Below are 17,224 nucleotides of genomic sequence, written 5' to 3'. Positions count from 1 at the left end.
AGATGTTTTACCAGAATATAATCTTCCACTTATACATCTTTCATTGCTATAAGCCTCGTAAATGGCTTCCATAAGAAGAATGCGATTATATACTTGAAATGCAACAAATTCTCTTTAAAAGCCTATACGTATTTTCCCTCCATCTTCTATATGCTTCCGTAAATAATAATACTTATGGAGTTCTATAATCATATAAAACAAACCAAACGAAAACACTGTGCATGCACACATAAATACAATCGCACCCATCTGTTGTGTTGCAATGCTAAGAATTATATTAGCAATTAACTGCCCCGATCCCGCTGCAATAGCTGCTACTTTTACACCACCAGTTCCTTTCGATGATTTTGATTTTTTTCTTGGTTCCTGAAGTTTTTCAATATGATTTTTATAAAAAAGATACAAAGCAAAACCATACAAACCAAATGAAAGAATAAAATAGATGGGAGTTTGTAATTGTAACACTTCATAAGCATATTTTTGAGTTATAACCAATAATCCGACTGAACATATGGCGCCATATACTCCTCGAAATAGAGTGTATTGTAACTGTCGTTTCCGAGGATTGATAGCAATCCATATCGCCCACAAATTTAAAAAAATAACTGGAGGAGTTACTATATATACATAGAGTAATCGAAAAGGATTCGCAAAAGCAGGCAAAAGAACAAACACATCTGCCCCCAAAAGGACAAGACCAATTACGTGGACTCTTATTTCATTTACAGGATAAAGAGCCATATAATGTGCAAAAGCTTTCTTATTAAAATCTAGACTTTTTTTCATGTTAATTAAACCACCCCGCTACTGTTCCAATCAGTAAAAGTTTCATAACTATTCATTCTCTCCCCCTAAATTTATCCATAATATTATGAGCAACTATATTCCATAGTAAAGAAAGTACGGTAACAAAAAGTACAGCTAAAGAAAAATAAATCCTATCCTTCCATGTATCATGTACAATCATGCCTAGTATAATCATTATTAACGCACCAACACATATAACTATTTTTGAAAATTTTCGCATTCTATTATCTCGCTTCCTTCTCAAACTTAAATGAAACTCCTGCGGAATCTATAACCATACCCACCTATTACAATCTCACCTTTGGAACTTATATCATAATCACCTAATACAGGTATATAATTAGGTATCTTAATTTTAGTAATTTCCGCTTCATATGTTTGCAACACTATCAACGTTTCAAATGTCCTTTATACATTCCTTATTTAACCCCAAAACATTAAAATATGAATATTATAAAAATTAACTATCTACTTCCCATCAAAATTACGGTAATCCTATTAAGCCTGGGATTACTCCTTCTACCTTCGCCCATTCAAACGAGCACTCAACTAACATTTGATTCTTACACTTAATTCTTAATAAACCTTCTTCTATCGTATTTATTTCAAAATAATCAATTATATTTTCTGTCCCTAAACCTTTTATTGTTAAATTATGAATAGTAAAGAAAGATATCTCTACATAAATTACATCCCACTTATCCCATCTTTTTGGCTTGTTTTCAACATTTTCCTTTGTCATCAATTGAATAACTAAAGTAGGGCCATCTCTTTTAAGACGCACATCTAATAACTCTGATTCTTCAAACTTTGGTATTTTCCCAAAAATACTAATTAACGCTTGTGGATTTAAAAATTTAAATTGATCAATCATTTTTATACTTCCTATTTTTTATTTCTCTTCTCAAAATAATAATGATCCTCCATACGATCTACCTGTCCTGTTCGTGTATTGTATTCAGGTCTTACATTATGATGCGGTGACTGATCTCCAATTCCACCTTCTCCAAACTTATGACCCTCTGAATGATCTTGAATTATAATTTTTTGACCTTTTACTTCATATGTTAATTCTCGAGTTATAATAGGCTGTTTATTATCATTTAATATCCTTTTACCATTACTATCTGTTAATGGTACCATTTTTTGACTAATCGGGTGTTGAAATCTAGGTATATTTAATTGTCTTTTAATTTCTTTTAAACTAGCTCCCCTAGATTCATGAGAATTTTCCCCCTCAATCTTCTTAACTTGGGGATAATATTAAAAAGACTTATGCGTAATTCACATAAGTCTTACTTTTGTTACTCATAATTAATTATTCGTCCTCGTCTTCAAACTCATATAAGCTATCAAGTAATTCTGCAAAAGATGAACAAACAGGATAGATTGATTCTTCCATTTCTTCTTCCTCATGGTCCCAAAATACGACTGTTGGTGACTGAGGATTATTTCGGTAATCAAAGCATAGAAGGTTACCAAACGGGTCTCTAGCAAAAGGATATACTTTATCTACCAATCTATCTTTTATACTATTATATGTTTGCAGCATAGAAATTTTTCTCTCAGAGTCTAAGGTTAAAAGGTTATTAAGTGAATCTTCATCCTGATTAGGAATATTGAATGTATCTGGAGTAGGATAGCCACCATCATATTTCTTTACACACTCAATAAAATCATTAGGAAATTTAATACCAAAGTACTCTTCTAATTGTTCAATTTGTTCATCTGTAACTTTTTTCTCACTTACATTAATCCATGTAATGTTGTTCATAATTATAAACCGCCCTATCTTTTCCTCAAATTTTATATCCACCTGTATGACCAGTATCGTGATGTATCTGATAATCTACAAGTTGTATTCGACCAGGTTCCTGATTATGAAAGATTTAAAATTAATTCTGCTAAACTATCACAGATTACTTCGAAGCTTCCGCTTTCATAAGCTTCTAATTTTACTTGTCCATTTTCATTATCTACAACTACCAAGAGACCATTGAATTCCATACCAATAGGAATATTATTCAGTTGATTATCATGTGCGCCTTGGTACCCTTGTAAAGATACATAAAAATCATGCAGTTCAATTCCTGGTATAACAGAATTAAATTCAAAATCATAACCTAAATAATTACCTCCTAAGTCTAAAAACCAATAAGAATTATAATATTCTTTAATTGAATTATATAATTGTATCCCCAAATCTTTTTCTATATTAGAAAAATCATGAATTATATTTTTTTCTAACGGTTTCCAGAATACGTATCCCTCTATATCTGGTTCTCCTTCATAGATAAAAGCCTCTGCTTCTTCTATCCATAAAGATTTTGGCAATGAATTATTACAATCTTGCCACTCTCTAATTATTTTATCAAAACAATTTTTCATTTCATTTTTCATTTTTTTATTTACCGCCTAATGTATGATGTTCAATAAATTTCTGAAGCATTTCTACATATCCTGCATCTTTTCCCCCATGCTTCAATCGCTTTTTCTGCGTTATGAATCCCTCCAAAACCAGGATGTAGTGGAAGCGGAACACAAACAGCTTGACCACCACCAATATGGTGATGGACTAATTTAGTTCCACGTAATCCAGTAAAATCATATTGTAGAAATTCCCCTCTAAATCATTAAGGATTTAGAGGGGAATTTCCCTATCACATAAGTAATATCATTTCTTATTAAATTTACTGTGTATCAGTTCAAAGAATTTATTTGCACCAAGTGAAATTGCGCCAATAATAAGAACACCAATAATAAAATAAATCTTTTTAAATAAGTTGTAAGGAGATAAAATAGCAACTACAAGAAGTATTATAATTGCAACGAATGTGACTAATTTTCCAACTTTAAATGCTTGCATATCAGCATTCCTCCTTCTGGATAAAAACAGCCAATATATTCATACATCACAGGTTCTTTAACCATAGGTTTTTGTTTCCTTCCATAAATCACAATACTTAAAATTCAATAAACCTCTTTAAAAGGTTTCATGTGTTCTACCCCCATCTTCTATATGCTTCCTTAAATAATAATACCTATGGAGTTCCATAATGAAATGAAACAACATAAACGAAAGCATGGAATATACACACATTAATACAATTGCTACCATCTTTTGTGTTGCAAAACCAAGACTAATATTAGCAATGAGTTGACCCAATCCTACAAAAGCCACTACTCCAAAACTAGAGTTTTTTTTCGATGATTTTGATTTTTTGATTGATTCCTGAAGTTTTTTAATATGATTTTTATAATAATAATGCAAAGCAAAAATATACAAACCAACCGAAAAAATAAAATAGATAGGAGTTTGTAATCCTAACATTCCATATGCAAACTTTTGGGTTATAACTAATAATCCTACTGAACATACGATGCCAAATACCCCACGAAATAGAGTGTATTGTAATTGTCGCTTCCTAGGATTTATAACAATCCATATTGCCCATACATTTAAAAAAGCAACTGGTGGAACTATTATGTACATATATATCGGTTGAACAGGATTCGCAAAAGCAGGTAAAAGCACAAATATATCTGCTATCCCAATCACAAGAGTAATTATAGTCGATCTTATATCATTTACAGCATAAAGAGCCATATAATATTCAAAAACTTTTTTATTAAAATCTGTATTTTTTTTCATGTTAATTAAACCACCCCCGCTACTGTTAACCAAGCTTTTTTGAACCCATTTTCACCATATCCTTAATAATATCATCTTCTCCATCATCATCTAAATCAACATCCCATTTCACACCTTCTGTAAAATATTATTCTCTTCTCGAAAAGAAGATCAACCCATTAATAAGATCTAGGCTTATCAAAAATTTCAAAAAGCCGGAGATTTTGCTGGTATCGAATCTATTGGGACTCACACCATGCGCAAAAGCTTCGGCTATTGGTTCTATAAACAAAAGATGTCGCTATGTTACAAGAAATACTCAATTATAGCACTCTATAAATTACACTGAAATATATTGGTATCAATAAGGAAGAAAAAGATAATATCTGAGCTACATTTCAAATTTAAAAAATAAAAAGGGCATATCCCTTTCAGAATTGCCCTTTACCTTAAAAGTATATGTCAGCTTATTATTTATTTCTTTTCACAAAATGATGAATCCCTTCAAAGATTACTTCTTTTAAAGCTTCTGGATAATCCGAATAGCCTTCTTTTTCCATAATTATCTCCAACACTTCCCTTAAATTCCCATCAAGTATTATAGTAACTCCTGGCGTTAGTTCACCAGTTTCTTCATTTTTAAATGTTTCTTTTATCATAACTACTTTATTTTCTTCCATGACCTAATCCTCTCTAACTAAATAGTTTTTATTCTCATCTTCCCAATATCTATATTCATAGGGTACTTGTTCATCAAATCGCTGTAAATAACCTCTCCAGTTATTCGGAATATATTCTTCAAAAGATATTGATTCCGGATAATTAGAATAAAAAATTAAACGCTCAAAGTCTATTAGGAAACATGGATTATAATCATAATAGGCTTCTTCTCTATTAGTTCTTATTTCCCTTAAAAATTCTAACCTAATATCTTCTGTAAATCTTTTATATTTTTCTATTCTTTCTAAAAAGTTAGCTATTGTAGTCTCATTTAAAATACTAATGCCTTTTCTTTCCTCTGGATATTCACTAGGAGAATATCCAGCTTGATTATAATCTAAATACCATAAATCCGATTCAGTTATATACCAATTGAGCTTATTTTTATATTTTACACCTACTATAATATTTTCGGCGTATAAAGGCTTAATCATTTAACACGCTCTCCTCTCTTACTTAATAAGTTTAGCATTCCGTCCGTATTCTACCAACCACCGACTAATGGGGTCAGGTAATTCGTATGCAACACCTTCAAATCCATATTTATCAAAAATACCCTTGTCAACAATCTTAGGAGCTGTTCTACCTTGGTTAAGTGGATTAGTTTTATAACCCTTCTGAGAAATCGCATTTTCTCTAATTAAATCATCTAAATACTGTGGTACATCAAATTCCACAATATATGAGTCTGCTCGTTTATTTTTGAAATATGTAGAGTGATCTTTTCCAGTAGATACATTTAAATTATGATCTGCCCTCCATTTACTATTTAAAGAGAGTGTACCATCATCATTAACTAAAATTAACTCTTTACTATCACCACCTTGAACCCTACGATAAGTAACGTTTTCTTCTCCTACACTAGTTCCGCTGACTTTCTTATTAACTTCACTTGTACCTTTAGCTTCATTTACTTTCTCAACAGGTACTTTTTTAGTTTTATTTACAACCTTAGTAGCGTCAGCAGTCATCTTTACACCCTTACCAACTTTTGAAATTTTTCCAATTGGGGTAAGACCAGCTACTACCATCCCACCAGCTAAAAATCGGTCCAAAGTAGACAGTTTTTCTCCAGATGATGGATCAACACCATCCCAAGCCCGACGAATATCATATTCACCACTTATTTCACCAGCTATATCCCTTGCTAGTTTTTTACCATCAAAACCTTTTTCTTCTGATTCCGATGAAAATCTACCATCAATTGCTCCTTCTTCAATTGTACCACTATTTAGAAGGTTATCAGTCTGACGATTTCTATCTTCTGTAATCTCCTGAATTGAAGTTGTCCATTCCATATTCAACCCTTGCGTACTAAATGTACCACTTGCAGGACTAAACCCTTTCCCACTTTGAACTTCCGCAAGACCTGCAGCAATACTAGCTGCTAATTGAAGGGCTGTACTATAATTATTACTAGAGGTCTGATTGAATTGATACAAATGATCCAGCTTTTCTTGCAGTTTTTTCCTCATCACAGTAAAAAGATTCGCCATAGCGTCCATACCTGGGATTGGCATAGCTTGACTGATGGCTTCCATACTTGCTTTTATTCGGTCAATTTCTCGAATTTGTTCTAATATTTCTTGTTCAATTACATCTGTGGAAGCGACTTGTGATTGAAATTGACTTGGAAAAGCATCGTTCTGGCGAATTAACTCTTCACACAGATAAATGATTCCTTGCGCTAAAGGACGAAAGGTTTGTACAAAAAATGATTTTGCACTGCTATAAGTTTGTCCTTGTAGAACAGTATCAATTGCAAAGGCATCAATTGACTGAATGACTTGTTCCATACCTTGAATAGTAGCGTTACATACAGCATTCATACTTTGAGTTTGGCCTTGTACTTCTCCTAAATATATATTTAAGCTCATGCATTGACCTCCCTCGCTAATTGTTGTTGTTGATAGGAAAGGTCGTTTTCTAAATCACTAAGGTTTCGTCTTTCTTTAAGCAACGTTTCTTTTTGGTTTTCTAATTCAAATGTGACTTTTCGTTCAATATGTTGTGCCTCTTGATATGTATTCATAAAAAACTGAGACAGTTCTCTATCACCATGCCAAGTTCCTAAAATTCGATCAAACAAACGATGGTTTCGACCTCTCCATTCATAAAAATCTGCTTCCGCTTGCTCCTGAATGTGAATCGCGGATTGATTTCGGTCTTGTTCTTCAAATACACTTCTTAACTTTTGATTTACTTGATTGATTTGTTTTTCAATATCTTGACTCATTATATTCCTCCTACTATTTTACCTTTACGTAGGTTGTCACATTAGCGAAAAGTGTTGTGAAGTTCGTTATCCATTCTCTCAAACTCTTGGGCTACTGAATGAATATTATCGACCGCTTGTTGAAAGGCAGTGGAAAATTGTTTCGTAAAATCTAACATTTGTTGATTCGCTTCTTGTGCTTTGGAATTAACAGATAGTGTTGTACGCGTCGCCTTTGTTGTAGAACGATTTGTTGCACTTTGGATTATATTCGAAGCTGTTCTCATCTGCGTAGCAATTTGTTGTGCCGTTTGAAAATTACTTTGAAATTGTCCCATCACTCAAATCCTTTCTCTAATTTTCAGAACATGCCAAAGAAATCCCAATAAATATATGAAAATTCCCTATCAATATCACTCTTTTTAAACGTGTGTCCAGCTAAGTTGGGCATGCAATCAAATGAGCCATACAATATAAGCTGTATGGCTCATTTAAAATACTTGTTATATAGAGTACGACAATTTTTATTTCAAACCGAAATTACGTGATAATTCTTCATCATGAGAAGCAACAGCCTCTGCAGTTTTATTAAGCTGCATATTAATCTCTTGTAATAGCTGTGCAAAGTTTTGTACCTTTGGCTTTAATTGATTGAACTGTTGGTCAAAACCTTCAAAAGCACGACCTTCCCATTCTCCTCTTAATTCATTTTGCAAGTTTTGTAGTTGACTTAAAATGTCCTCAATTTGATTTGCACCTTGTCCATATCGAGCCGCTTTCGATTTAAGCTCCTCTGGTGACATACGAATTTGTCCAGCCATTTTCATTTCCCCTTTAATACATAATGAGCAAAATATTTATTGGTTAATTTTACTAAACATATTATAATCTATTATTCTGAACTTTTAAACGTTTTATCTTTCTATTGAATATTAGAATATGAATATTCAATTCTAATCATTAAATATCCTACTTTTTCTAGCTTTACAAGATTTTATGCAAAAAAGACCACCAAAAGGCAGTCCCTCAAAGCTCAATCCCATCCCGCGCTCCACTACTTTCTCATACAAATAATTCGCAACGATAGTATCTACTACAGCCAAACCAACTGATTTGAAAATAGTAATCTCTTCATCATTTTCGTGACCAGCTTTTCCCCCTTATAATTTAACCAATTTCGGCGTGGAGATTGCTAGTTTTATCAAAATTTGAAGATTACCTGTTTCTAGATCCTATTCAATTAAGCAATCCTACAAATGCCTCTTCTTCCTCATCTATAAAACCTACAATATAATTCCTTCAATATCCTCATGATTAAATACAAATGTATAATCAGGATTCATGTATCCTTCTGGATAAAAACAGCCAATATAGTCATACATCACAAGTTCTTTAATCCCAAGTTTTTGTTTTCTTCCATAGTTATTTATGTGAATTCAGCTCGTTTTTTTGTTTTGGGTGAAAAAATTTTTAACTTGATAGCAATGTGGTGCTGCACCTATTAGGCAAATTTGACAAAGAAAAGATACCCAAAGGTGCCTTCCTCCCACTTGAACCATCTTAATTTTATTGTGTTGTTATTATATAAGAAAAGAAGACATCACTTAAGATGTCTTCTTTTCTTGTACACTTGGTGTTAAGAAGGTATTTATTGCTTAAAAACCATAAAAAAATATAACAATCATCGAGTAAACCTATTATAGCATCAATAAATAGAGTTTTTATATGCATTTTTACATATATATAGATTTATTTATGTTTTATCTATATAGTTAAATTGTCTGTTTCTTGTTTTAATTCGTTTGTTTATTTTGAGTGCTCCAGCAATGGAGCCTTTTTTTATGCAATAAAACATTTTCTTAGCATTACTTAGTTGATCTATATTAACTTTACCCTCTTAAATTATATCTATATTTTACCAAACAATTATGTAGATAACCAGTTTTTTCTAATAATCTAGTGGATTGATAATTTTAATGGTAGTTATTAATACTTACAGGAAAATTCAGTATGCAATAGAAACTGAGAAATCAAGAATTATAAAAAACTTATAGTATCTTTTGTAAAAGTATATTTATAATTTGTATATTAATATGTTATAATTTAATTTCTAAAACTACCAAAGAAGGACTGCCAGTAATGGTGGTCTTTTTTAAATTGGTAAGATTGTACTAGGTTGAGCAAAAAAATGGAACCGAAAAAGTTATTTCTAATGAGGATAGCCTTCTTATGATGAAGTTTCATTCAGTGGATCTGCAAGCAAACATAAAAGAAGGAAAAAATTACGATTTTACTTTACGTGGATATAGAGTACCTATACTTTCATGGTTTCCAAATTTAGATGGTGCCGAACCACAAAATTAGCACTATTCTTTAATAAAAAATCCTACTCATTTTTTAATGAGTAGGATTTTTTATTAAAGAGCTATTTCGTATTAATTTGCGCCATCATTTAATATGCTATTTTTAAATGATTTCCAATTTGATAACTTATTATCTAAATTTCTAAATTCTACAAAGCGCTATCAATTAAACAATTATTAAATATATCTTCTATCTAAAACATCGTATTATCATTAGCTGCTTCACTTGGAATCTCTTGAATTACATCCCAGTGTTCGACAATCTTTCCATCCTTGATACGAAATATATCCACTATAGCAACTCCCTTATCTTGAGAATTAGTACGAGAATGTACATGAAGAGCAACTGTATCCCCTTCAGCTACTACACGTTTAATCTCTGCAGAGGAATTAGGATTTTTAACAAAATCCTCCTTAAAGAAATCCATGAAGGCTTTTCGTCCATCAGCAACAAAAGGATTATGTTGCTTATAATCTTCGCTAACATATTTAGGGATAATATCGATATTATGTTTGTTAAAAACTTCATTATAGAAATCAACTACCATCTTTTTATTCTTTTCATTTTCTTTTACTTCTTTTGATACAGAAGCGACATTTTCGCTCTTTATTGAGTTCCCTTTGTTATTACCGTTGGAAGCTTGATATACCAAAGTCGAAACTACTCCTAAAATAAATACAGAAATAATTGTTATGATTAAACTTTTCTCTAATTTCATATATACCTACCTCTTCTACTTAAATAAGTTTTCTTCTATAAAAAGCTTGAAGAAGGAGAAACCTTCCCCAAAATGTAATGTCAGGGGTAATGTTAGGAATTTCATTTATCCTAACCTCGCCCTATACAAGGCATATTAGAAACGATTAATTCTAACTTAATACCTCATTAACAGTTGCACTGTCCACAATTTGAATAAACTTCTTAACCTTATCGTTCTCATCAAACTTATAAAGGTGACAAAAATCTGCTACAAATGACTTCCCTGTAGCTTTATATGTTCCACTATATTTTCCATAAACGATAACAGTATTGTTATTAAAAGCATAAATTTCATCTTTAGCGCTATAGTCATCCCATTCTGTGCCAAGACGTTCATGTACGTTTTTCACTACTTCATCTGGACCTATATAAGTACCTGCATATGGAAACCCAGCAGCTTCTGTCCAAGATACATTTTCACTTAAATACGTTTTGAACGCATCCAATTTACCTTCGCCAGTTAACATATACGTTTCATGTAATAGTTTTTGATATTTATTCATATCATTAACCCCAAGGCATTTCTTTTGTTACAACTTTTGCACTTAATTCTAATACACCTTTATTTGCATAGCCTGGATATGCTGCTTCAAGTTTTGCCACAAAATCTTTTGAAGTTCCACTTTCCTCAGAAGCTTGAACCGCCGTTCTTAGATAATCCATTGTCGCAGTAAGTGCTTGATTATTTAGGGATTTTTCGATTGATCCATGGCTAGGCACAATTATGTCAGCATGTAATGCTTGTAATACTTTCAAGTTCTCAATCCATGCCTCCATAGCCGCTTTTGAGTTAGTATCCGCTAAGAATACATGTATTTCGTTAAATACATCAATACCACCAATTAATACTTTTAGTTCTTTATTAAATAGGCTAGTTCTGTAATGATCTAAGCCTACTAGTTCAAATGTTAACCCCTGAAAATCAATCGCTTTTTCTTTAAACACTTGAGGTAATACCACGTTACTTGGTGCATTTTCTCCAAGGGCGTCTTTCCAAACTTTTAATTTCCCTAAGACAGAATGAACGATATGTTCAACAGTAGACTCTGTTGCATACGCTATAGCTTCTGGGTAAACGGCTTTAATGCTCTCTAATCCAAAGTAGTAGTCTGGATCCCCATGAATAATAAAGATTTTATCTAAAGATAAGTTATTTTTTTTCAGATACTCAACAATTTCTTTCGAATCAGATTGAGTAAATTTTGAGTTTATTAAAAATGCATGTCCTGCTTTCTCAACTAATGTTGCTGTGACCATAAAGCTTTTTTCGTCCGAACTAAACACCGTTAATTTCACATCTTTTTGATTTGTATCGATTGTTTTAAACATAGTATGTTATTCTCCTTTTGTTAAAGTTATTAACTAATTATCATATTTTTATCTTGTTCCGATAAAGTGAAACTTTAATCAGTGGGGGTTTTGTTCATCCCCCACTGATTATTAGTTGAACCAATCGGACTTTTACGGACAGTTGATCCCCCACCTAACTTCTTTGCTTCCACTGAATTTTGAGGTGGGGGTCTTACTGCCCGTTAAAGCGGGATAAAATCTCCCACTCCCATTTATCTGAAAGTGTAATAGTACTGGCGAATATTCCGGAGATGAATGTCAGGTGGCCTAAGATAACATGTTTGCTACTGTATCCTAAATTTTCTTAATATAAATTTTTAAAACGCGCTTCAATTTTATCCGGTGTCATTACGCCACCACCAATAGGAATAATTTGATTATCCTTTTGTAAAAGTAATGAAGGATAGCTATTAACACCAAGCTGTCGAACTTTATTAAAATCATTTTGGACATCTATTATTGTTTCTTGAGCGTTTAAACGTTCTAATACTTGTTCAGGGTCCAAACCATGCTCGATTGCAATTTTACGATATGTTTCAGGATCACTCAGACTTTGGCCCTCATAATAAAACGCTTTTTGCATAGCCGAAGTGAATTCTAATAAACGGTCTGGCGCTAATGAGCGTAAAGCTGAAAAACCAATTGCAGCATCTTTCGAATTCATTTTAAAAGTCCCTTCCTCCACCAATTTTTGATAGGAAGGACCAAATTCAGCACCTGTAAGTTGATTAATTCTTTTATTTCCTTCTTCTATATATGAGAAGTGTTTCATTGGTAAATTATCCAAAAATAACCCTCCACATAAAACCGTTAATGGCACTTCAGTGTGGTTTTTGTAAAATCCTTTAATACTTTCTGAAAAACCATAGCACCATCCACAATATGCATCCCATACGTAAATAAGATTATCTTGTTTCGTCTCCATTTAAATCTCCTACCTTTTTTTTATTATCCAGCTCAACTAAATTTTTGGTTTATATAGGTACATCTTTTTATACCTTATTCTTTTTTAGATACCTTACTATATTTCCCCAAAACTAATATTTCCAAAGAAAGATCCACCAAGGTTTTTAACAAAAGATAACGTTTCACCTTATTGCCCCGTAACAGAAAATACTAAAGCTTAGAATATGCATCGATTTGAATGTGTTAGTAACTTTCTACACCGGGTGGCAACGTATGGACCACCATCCTTAATTAAATATATAAATCATATTTTTAGCAGATATTAGTTGTAACTAAATTGATTACATCTTTATGTAACTATTTTAGTTACAACTAATATAGAAGTCAATTCTTTTTTTCGAAAACATTAAATTTCTACATTAATCTACAACTAATCCCACTCTTTACAAAAATATATCAACGATTATTCAATTATATCGATCGTAACTCCGAATATATCAACGTTTCGACACAACATATCGATTTACCGACAAATTTCGTGAAAACTATCACCAAAACCACCAACCAATCCCACATCACGTTCACCTACAAAGAAAAAAAGCACCAGGTCCCCCTAGTGCTCTCCCCCTAAAACAAATGACAAGCCACCTGATGCCCCTTCGCAATCTCCACCATCTTCGGTACTTCCTGTGCGCATTTTTCAGTAGCGAATTTGCAGCGCGTTCTGAATTTGCAGCCGGATGGTGAGTTTATTGGGCTTGGTACTTCTCCCTCTAGGATAATCCGTTCTTTACCAGTGTTTGTTGGATCTGGTTCTGGCATGGATGAGAGTAGTGCTTGTGTGTATGGATGTGCCGGTTTTGTGTATAGGTCTTCACTATCGGCAATTTCTACTATGTTTCCTAAGTACATGACTCCGATTCGGTCTGATATGTGTCTTACCATGGATAGGTCATGTGCGATGAATAAATATGTGACTCCTGTTTCTTCTTGAATGTCTTGCAGCATGTTTACGACTTGTGCTTGGACTGAGACATCGAGTGCTGAGATTGGTTCGTCACATAATATAAAGTCTGGTTTTACAGATAGTGCGCGCGCGATGCTAATGCGCTGGCGCTGGCCTCCGCTAAATTCGTGCGGGTAGCGATATAAGTGTTCTTCTTTTAATCCTACCTTTTTCAGAAGGTCTAAAATGATTTCTTTTTGTTCTTCTTTTTCGTAAGATCCGTGAATGTTCATTGGCTCGCTAATAATTTGGTATACATTCATTGCCGGGTTTAATGATGCGTATGGATCTTGGAAAATGATTTGCATTCGTTTTCGATATTCTTTTAGTTCACTTTCCTTTAAACTTGCGATATCTTTTCCGTCGAATAAAACGTTACCTGAAGTGACATCGTGTAAGCGAATGATACTTCTTCCTGTCGTTGATTTTCCGCAGCCAGATTCTCCTACTAATCCAAATGTTTCACCCTTTTTAATTGTGAAGCTTAGGTCATCGACTGCTTTTAATTGCTCTGTTTTCCTGCCAAATAGTCCTTTTTTAATAGGAAAATACTTTTTTAAGTTCCGAACTTCAATTAAGTTTTCTTCATGCATGTGAATCACCTACTGTCTTATCGCTTAACCAGCACATGGAACGTCTTTCGTTTCCGATTTCAAAATATGGCGGACGTTCTTTTTCACAAATGTCCATCGCATGCGGGCAACGCTCTGCGAATGGGCAACCTTGTGGCGGGTTTAATAAGTTTGGCGTTACACCTTGAATAGGAGCGAGTCTTTCTTTTACGCCGTTCGCTATTTTTGGCAAAGAGTTTAATAGCCCTTTCGTATATGGATGATTCGGCGATTGGAAAATATCAAGTACAGGTCCTTCTTCCATAATAAGCCCGCCGTACATAACGATAACGCGCGTACAGTTTTGCGCGACAATTCCTAAGTCATGCGTAATAAGAAGTAACGCCATATTCGTTTCGTTCTTTAAGTTTTTCATTAAATCTAGTATTTGCGCCTGTATCGTTACATCAAGTGCAGTCGTCGGTTCGTCAGCAATAAGAAGGTCCGGATTACAAGACATCGCCATTGCGATCATAACCCGCTGCTTCATACCACCGCTTAGTTCATGCGGATATTGTTTCACCCTTTCTTCTGGTGAAGAAAGACCGACTTGTTTTAACAAGTTGACCGCGATTTGCTCTGCTTCTTTCTTTTTCACTTTTTGATGACGTATAATTACTTCCATCATTTGTTTCCCAATTTTCACGACCGGATTTAGCGCTGACATTGGGTCTTGAGAGATAAGTGAAATTTGATTTCCTCTAATAGAACGCAATTCTTTTTCAGATTTAGAAAGTATGTTTTCATTATGAAAAAGGATTTCCCCTTCTTTCACTTTTCCTGGTGACGTAACGAGAGACATAACGGACTTCGCCATTACACTCTTTCCACTTCCAGATTCCCCAACGATACCGACTACTTCTCCTTTATTTAAGCGAAATGTAACGCCGCGAACCGCTTCAACTTCGCCACTTTCTATGAAAAAAGAAGTCTTTAAATTTTTCACTTCTAGTAGTTTTTCAGACACGCTTCTCACTCCCTTCACTTAACACTTTAGTTTTCATGTCCGGCTCCTTTTGGTGCGAAAGCTTTCTTCAATGCTTCACCAATTACGTTAAAACTAAGTACCGTTAAAAGGATAAGGAATCCTGGGAAGAGTGTTAAATACCAAGCTTCACCAATATATCCTTGCGCATTGTTTAGCATGCTGCCCCAAGAAGAATCTGGTTCTCTAATACCTAAACCTAAAAAACTAAGTGATGATTCCATTAAAATCGATGTCGCAATTGTTAATGTCGCAGCGATAATAATGGTTGATAAAATGTTAGGAATGATATGTCTTACAATAATCATAAGTGATTTTTGTCCTGATACTTTTGCGTATAAAACGTACTCACGCTCTTTTACAGATAACGTTTCTGCCCTTACAATACGGGCGGTGTCCATCCATGTTAGTAATCCGATAATAAGAACTAACGTCGTAATTCCTGGTTTTAAATACGCATTTAATAGTAGCATTAAAAAGAATGATGGAATTGACATAAGTACTTCAACAACCCTCATTAAGAAGTTGTCTAACTTTCCGCCAAAATATCCGCTAATTGTTCCAACTGCGGTACCGATTGTAATAGAAACAACCATCGCAAGAAAACCGACCGCAAGTGAAACTCGTCCGCCATATAACGCTCTCGTTAAGTAATCTCTTCCGTAATCATCCGTTCCGAAAGGATGACTCATACTTGGTTCTTGTAAGCGATCTGGAATCGACATTTTGCTAGGATCGTACGGCGATACGAATGCGAAAATTGATGCGACCGTTAAAATCGCAAGTATAATAACTCCCATTGCAACAAACTTATTTTTCGTAAAGCTATGTTTTATCGTTTGAAATCTCCTATTATTCATTCCAAATCACCCCCTCATTCGAATGCGCGGATCTACTACGCCATATAAAATATCAGCAATTAAGTTACCGAGAATTAACATGAATGATGATAGTAATGTAATTGCCATGATAATCGGATAATCAAATCTAAAAATAGCATTTACCCCAAGTGAACCAAGACCCGGCCATGAAAATACTGTTTCCGTAATAAATGCTCCGCCTACTAAACTTGGAATCGATAATCCGAAAATTGTAATGATTGGTATTAATACATTTCGAAGTATGTGATTAAATAAAACCGTTTTCTTTGAAGCACCGTACGCATATTGAATTTGTACATATTCTTCTTCTAATTGCTGAATCGTACTTGAACGAATATATCTCATATAAACAGATACGTTTTGGAACGCTAGCACCATACAAGGTAAAATGCCGTGTTGCACAATATCCCAAACAGAATCTTTACCTACGGTGCGCATACCCATACTCGGAAGTAGGTTCAATTTTAAAGAGAATAAGTAGACTAATAGTAGTGCAAACCAGAAAACCGGCATAGAAATACCAACATATGAAATAAAGTTTACAATGCGGTCAAAGAACGAATTCTTTTTCACACCTGTAAATAGTCCAAGTGGTATTGCGATTACGAATGAGACGAGTAAAGATGATCCCATTAACCCAATTGTTGCGGGTAATCTTTCTGCGATAAGATCTAAAACAGGACGATGATTTTGAAGTGAGTAACCAAAGTTTCCTGTTAAAATATTTTTTAACCATAAAATATACTGCACGTAAATTGGTTGATCTAGTCCTAAACTTTTGCGAATACGCTCCACATCAATTGGACTCATATTTGGCGTTACAAAGTTTCGAACAGAATCCCCCGGCGCTAGCTTTATTAATAGAAAAGAAATAATAGAAATAACAAATAAAAGCGGAATTGCATTTAAAAGCCTCTTCGCAATTACTTTATACACAAACTTCCCCCCTCAAGCTAAAGAAGCTGATTTCCACCAGCTTCTTTACTGTT

22 protein-coding genes and 6 pseudogenes are annotated in these 17,224 nt (G+C 33.7%); 2 read left to right on the top strand and 26 right to left on the bottom strand.

The features are described 5' to 3' along the window. Positions 1 to 114: 114 nt before the first annotated feature. The 10 genes and pseudogenes from AXW78_RS04565 to AXW78_RS04530 all read right to left on the bottom strand — a co-directional run bounded on the left by AXW78_RS04565 (position 115) and on the right by AXW78_RS04530 (position 4,459). On the bottom strand, positions 115 to 786 hold the full coding sequence (locus AXW78_RS04565; RefSeq protein ID WP_061883828.1) for a hypothetical protein: 672 nt from the start codon (positions 784 to 786) through the stop codon (positions 115 to 117). Positions 787 to 1,291: 505 nt separating this feature from the next. Beyond that, the gene (locus AXW78_RS04555) at positions 1,292 to 1,681 is read right to left on the bottom strand and encodes an immunity 50 family protein (RefSeq protein WP_016078029.1); all 390 of its coding nucleotides are present in this window, start codon (positions 1,679 to 1,681) and stop codon (positions 1,292 to 1,294) included. Between the two features lie 11 nt (positions 1,682 to 1,692). Continuing rightward, positions 1,693 to 1,950, bottom strand: coding sequence for an HNH/endonuclease VII fold putative polymorphic toxin (locus tag AXW78_RS04550; protein ID WP_061883827.1), 258 nt, complete (start codon positions 1,948 to 1,950; stop codon positions 1,693 to 1,695). Positions 1,951 to 2,125: 175 nt separating this feature from the next. After that, a complete protein-coding gene (locus AXW78_RS04545) occupies positions 2,126 to 2,581 on the bottom strand; it encodes an SMI1/KNR4 family protein (protein ID WP_001060032.1) in 456 nt (151 codons plus the stop codon). A gap of 25 nt (positions 2,582 to 2,606) precedes the next feature. Continuing rightward, positions 2,607 to 2,690: pseudogene (locus tag AXW78_RS31630) on the bottom strand (HNH endonuclease); the annotation flags it as partial. Further along, positions 2,686 to 3,207, bottom strand: a complete 522-nt coding sequence (locus AXW78_RS04540) for a SecY-interacting protein Syd (RefSeq protein WP_061883826.1) — start codon at positions 3,205 to 3,207, stop codon at positions 2,686 to 2,688. The gene AXW78_RS04540 and the pseudogene AXW78_RS31630, both read right to left, overlap by 5 nt. Positions 3,208 to 3,236: 29 nt before the next feature. Beyond that, positions 3,237 to 3,374 (bottom strand): annotated as a pseudogene (locus tag AXW78_RS34760) (hypothetical protein); the annotation flags it as partial. 107 nt (positions 3,375 to 3,481) lie between these two features. Beyond that, complete coding sequence (locus AXW78_RS04535) at positions 3,482 to 3,673, bottom strand: hypothetical protein (RefSeq protein WP_001147552.1); 192 nt, start codon at positions 3,671 to 3,673, stop codon at positions 3,482 to 3,484. Between the two features lie 11 nt (positions 3,674 to 3,684). Next, a pseudogene (locus AXW78_RS33770) lies at positions 3,685 to 3,777 on the bottom strand (DUF4176 domain-containing protein); the annotation flags it as partial. Between the two features lie 13 nt (positions 3,778 to 3,790). Further along, positions 3,791 to 4,459, bottom strand: coding sequence for a hypothetical protein (locus AXW78_RS04530; RefSeq protein WP_000742396.1), 669 nt, complete (start codon positions 4,457 to 4,459; stop codon positions 3,791 to 3,793). A gap of 127 nt (positions 4,460 to 4,586) precedes the next feature. Between AXW78_RS04530 and AXW78_RS31615 the strand changes: the two are divergent. Further along, positions 4,587 to 4,774 (top strand): annotated as a pseudogene (locus AXW78_RS31615) (tyrosine-type recombinase/integrase); the annotation flags it as partial. 134 nt (positions 4,775 to 4,908) lie between these two features. Here the strand turns inward: AXW78_RS31615 and AXW78_RS04525 are convergent. The 8 genes and pseudogenes from AXW78_RS04525 to AXW78_RS31605 form a co-directional block, all read right to left on the bottom strand. Beyond that, positions 4,909 to 5,118 (bottom strand): hypothetical protein, encoded by a 210-nt coding sequence (locus tag AXW78_RS04525; protein ID WP_000392187.1) that lies wholly within the window; start codon positions 5,116 to 5,118, stop codon positions 4,909 to 4,911. A 3-nt stretch (positions 5,119 to 5,121) separates the two neighbouring features. Then, the gene (locus AXW78_RS04520; RefSeq protein ID WP_000595044.1) at positions 5,122 to 5,592 is read right to left on the bottom strand and encodes a hypothetical protein; all 471 of its coding nucleotides are present in this window, start codon (positions 5,590 to 5,592) and stop codon (positions 5,122 to 5,124) included. Between the two features lie 18 nt (positions 5,593 to 5,610). Next, on the bottom strand, positions 5,611 to 7,035 hold the full coding sequence (locus AXW78_RS04515) for a pre-toxin TG domain-containing protein (protein WP_061883825.1): 1,425 nt from the start codon (positions 7,033 to 7,035) through the stop codon (positions 5,611 to 5,613). Beyond that, on the bottom strand, positions 7,032 to 7,394 hold the full coding sequence (locus tag AXW78_RS04510) for a DUF3958 family protein (RefSeq protein ID WP_061883824.1): 363 nt from the start codon (positions 7,392 to 7,394) through the stop codon (positions 7,032 to 7,034). Before AXW78_RS04510 ends, AXW78_RS04515 begins: the two co-directional genes overlap by 4 nt. A 41-nt stretch (positions 7,395 to 7,435) precedes the next feature. After that, positions 7,436 to 7,711, bottom strand: a complete 276-nt coding sequence (locus AXW78_RS04505; RefSeq protein ID WP_061883823.1) for a TIGR04197 family type VII secretion effector — start codon at positions 7,709 to 7,711, stop codon at positions 7,436 to 7,438. Positions 7,712 to 7,897: 186 nt separating this feature from the next. Further along, positions 7,898 to 8,194 (bottom strand): WXG100 family type VII secretion target, encoded by a 297-nt coding sequence (locus AXW78_RS04500; protein ID WP_000918591.1) that lies wholly within the window; start codon positions 8,192 to 8,194, stop codon positions 7,898 to 7,900. A 216-nt stretch (positions 8,195 to 8,410) separates the two neighbouring features. Next, positions 8,411 to 8,533, bottom strand: a pseudogene (locus AXW78_RS35645) (ornithine cyclodeaminase family protein); the annotation flags it as partial. A gap of 76 nt (positions 8,534 to 8,609) precedes the next feature. Further along, positions 8,610 to 8,794 (bottom strand): annotated as a pseudogene (locus AXW78_RS31605) (DUF4176 domain-containing protein); the annotation flags it as partial. 808 nt (positions 8,795 to 9,602) lie between these two features. Here AXW78_RS31605 and AXW78_RS35220 point away from each other — a divergent pair. Next, positions 9,603 to 9,737 carry a hypothetical protein gene (locus AXW78_RS35220; RefSeq protein ID WP_000975273.1) on the top strand — a complete coding sequence of 45 codons (135 nt, stop codon included), beginning with the start codon at positions 9,603 to 9,605 and terminating at the stop codon, positions 9,735 to 9,737. A gap of 193 nt (positions 9,738 to 9,930) precedes the next feature. Here AXW78_RS35220 and AXW78_RS04495 read toward each other — a convergent pair whose 3' ends face one another. From AXW78_RS04495 to AXW78_RS04460, 8 genes are all read right to left on the bottom strand, one after another. Next, positions 9,931 to 10,455, bottom strand: coding sequence for a nuclear transport factor 2 family protein (locus AXW78_RS04495; protein ID WP_000764207.1), 525 nt, complete (start codon positions 10,453 to 10,455; stop codon positions 9,931 to 9,933). A 151-nt stretch (positions 10,456 to 10,606) separates the two neighbouring features. Further along, positions 10,607 to 10,999 carry a nuclear transport factor 2 family protein gene (locus AXW78_RS04490; protein WP_001046355.1) on the bottom strand — a complete coding sequence of 131 codons (393 nt, stop codon included), beginning with the start codon at positions 10,997 to 10,999 and terminating at the stop codon, positions 10,607 to 10,609. 4 nt (positions 11,000 to 11,003) lie between these two features. Continuing rightward, a complete protein-coding gene (locus AXW78_RS04485) occupies positions 11,004 to 11,825 on the bottom strand; it encodes an MBL fold metallo-hydrolase (protein WP_000477271.1) in 822 nt (273 codons plus the stop codon). A 325-nt stretch (positions 11,826 to 12,150) separates the two neighbouring features. Further along, positions 12,151 to 12,771: a DsbA family protein gene (locus tag AXW78_RS04480; RefSeq protein ID WP_000448615.1), complete on the bottom strand. Its 621-nt coding sequence runs from the start codon at positions 12,769 to 12,771 to the stop codon at positions 12,151 to 12,153. 608 nt (positions 12,772 to 13,379) lie between these two features. Continuing rightward, positions 13,380 to 14,351 carry an ABC transporter ATP-binding protein gene (locus AXW78_RS04475; protein WP_061883822.1) on the bottom strand — a complete coding sequence of 324 codons (972 nt, stop codon included), beginning with the start codon at positions 14,349 to 14,351 and terminating at the stop codon, positions 13,380 to 13,382. After that, the gene (locus tag AXW78_RS04470) at positions 14,344 to 15,336 is read right to left on the bottom strand and encodes an ABC transporter ATP-binding protein (RefSeq protein WP_061883821.1); all 993 of its coding nucleotides are present in this window, start codon (positions 15,334 to 15,336) and stop codon (positions 14,344 to 14,346) included. Before AXW78_RS04470 ends, AXW78_RS04475 begins: the two co-directional genes overlap by 8 nt. Positions 15,337 to 15,362: 26 nt before the next feature. Then, positions 15,363 to 16,214 carry an ABC transporter permease gene (locus AXW78_RS04465; RefSeq protein ID WP_001065278.1) on the bottom strand — a complete coding sequence of 284 codons (852 nt, stop codon included), beginning with the start codon at positions 16,212 to 16,214 and terminating at the stop codon, positions 15,363 to 15,365. A 6-nt stretch (positions 16,215 to 16,220) separates the two neighbouring features. Beyond that, entirely contained in the window at positions 16,221 to 17,171 is a 951-nt protein-coding gene (locus AXW78_RS04460; protein ID WP_061883820.1) for an ABC transporter permease, read from the bottom strand. Between the last annotated feature and the right edge of the window lie 53 nt (positions 17,172 to 17,224).

Source organism: Bacillus thuringiensis, assembly GCF_001595725.1.
Classification (GTDB): Bacteria; Bacillota; Bacilli; order Bacillales; family Bacillaceae_G; genus Bacillus_A; species Bacillus_A thuringiensis_K.
This window is presented reverse-complemented; position numbering and strand designations above follow the sequence as displayed.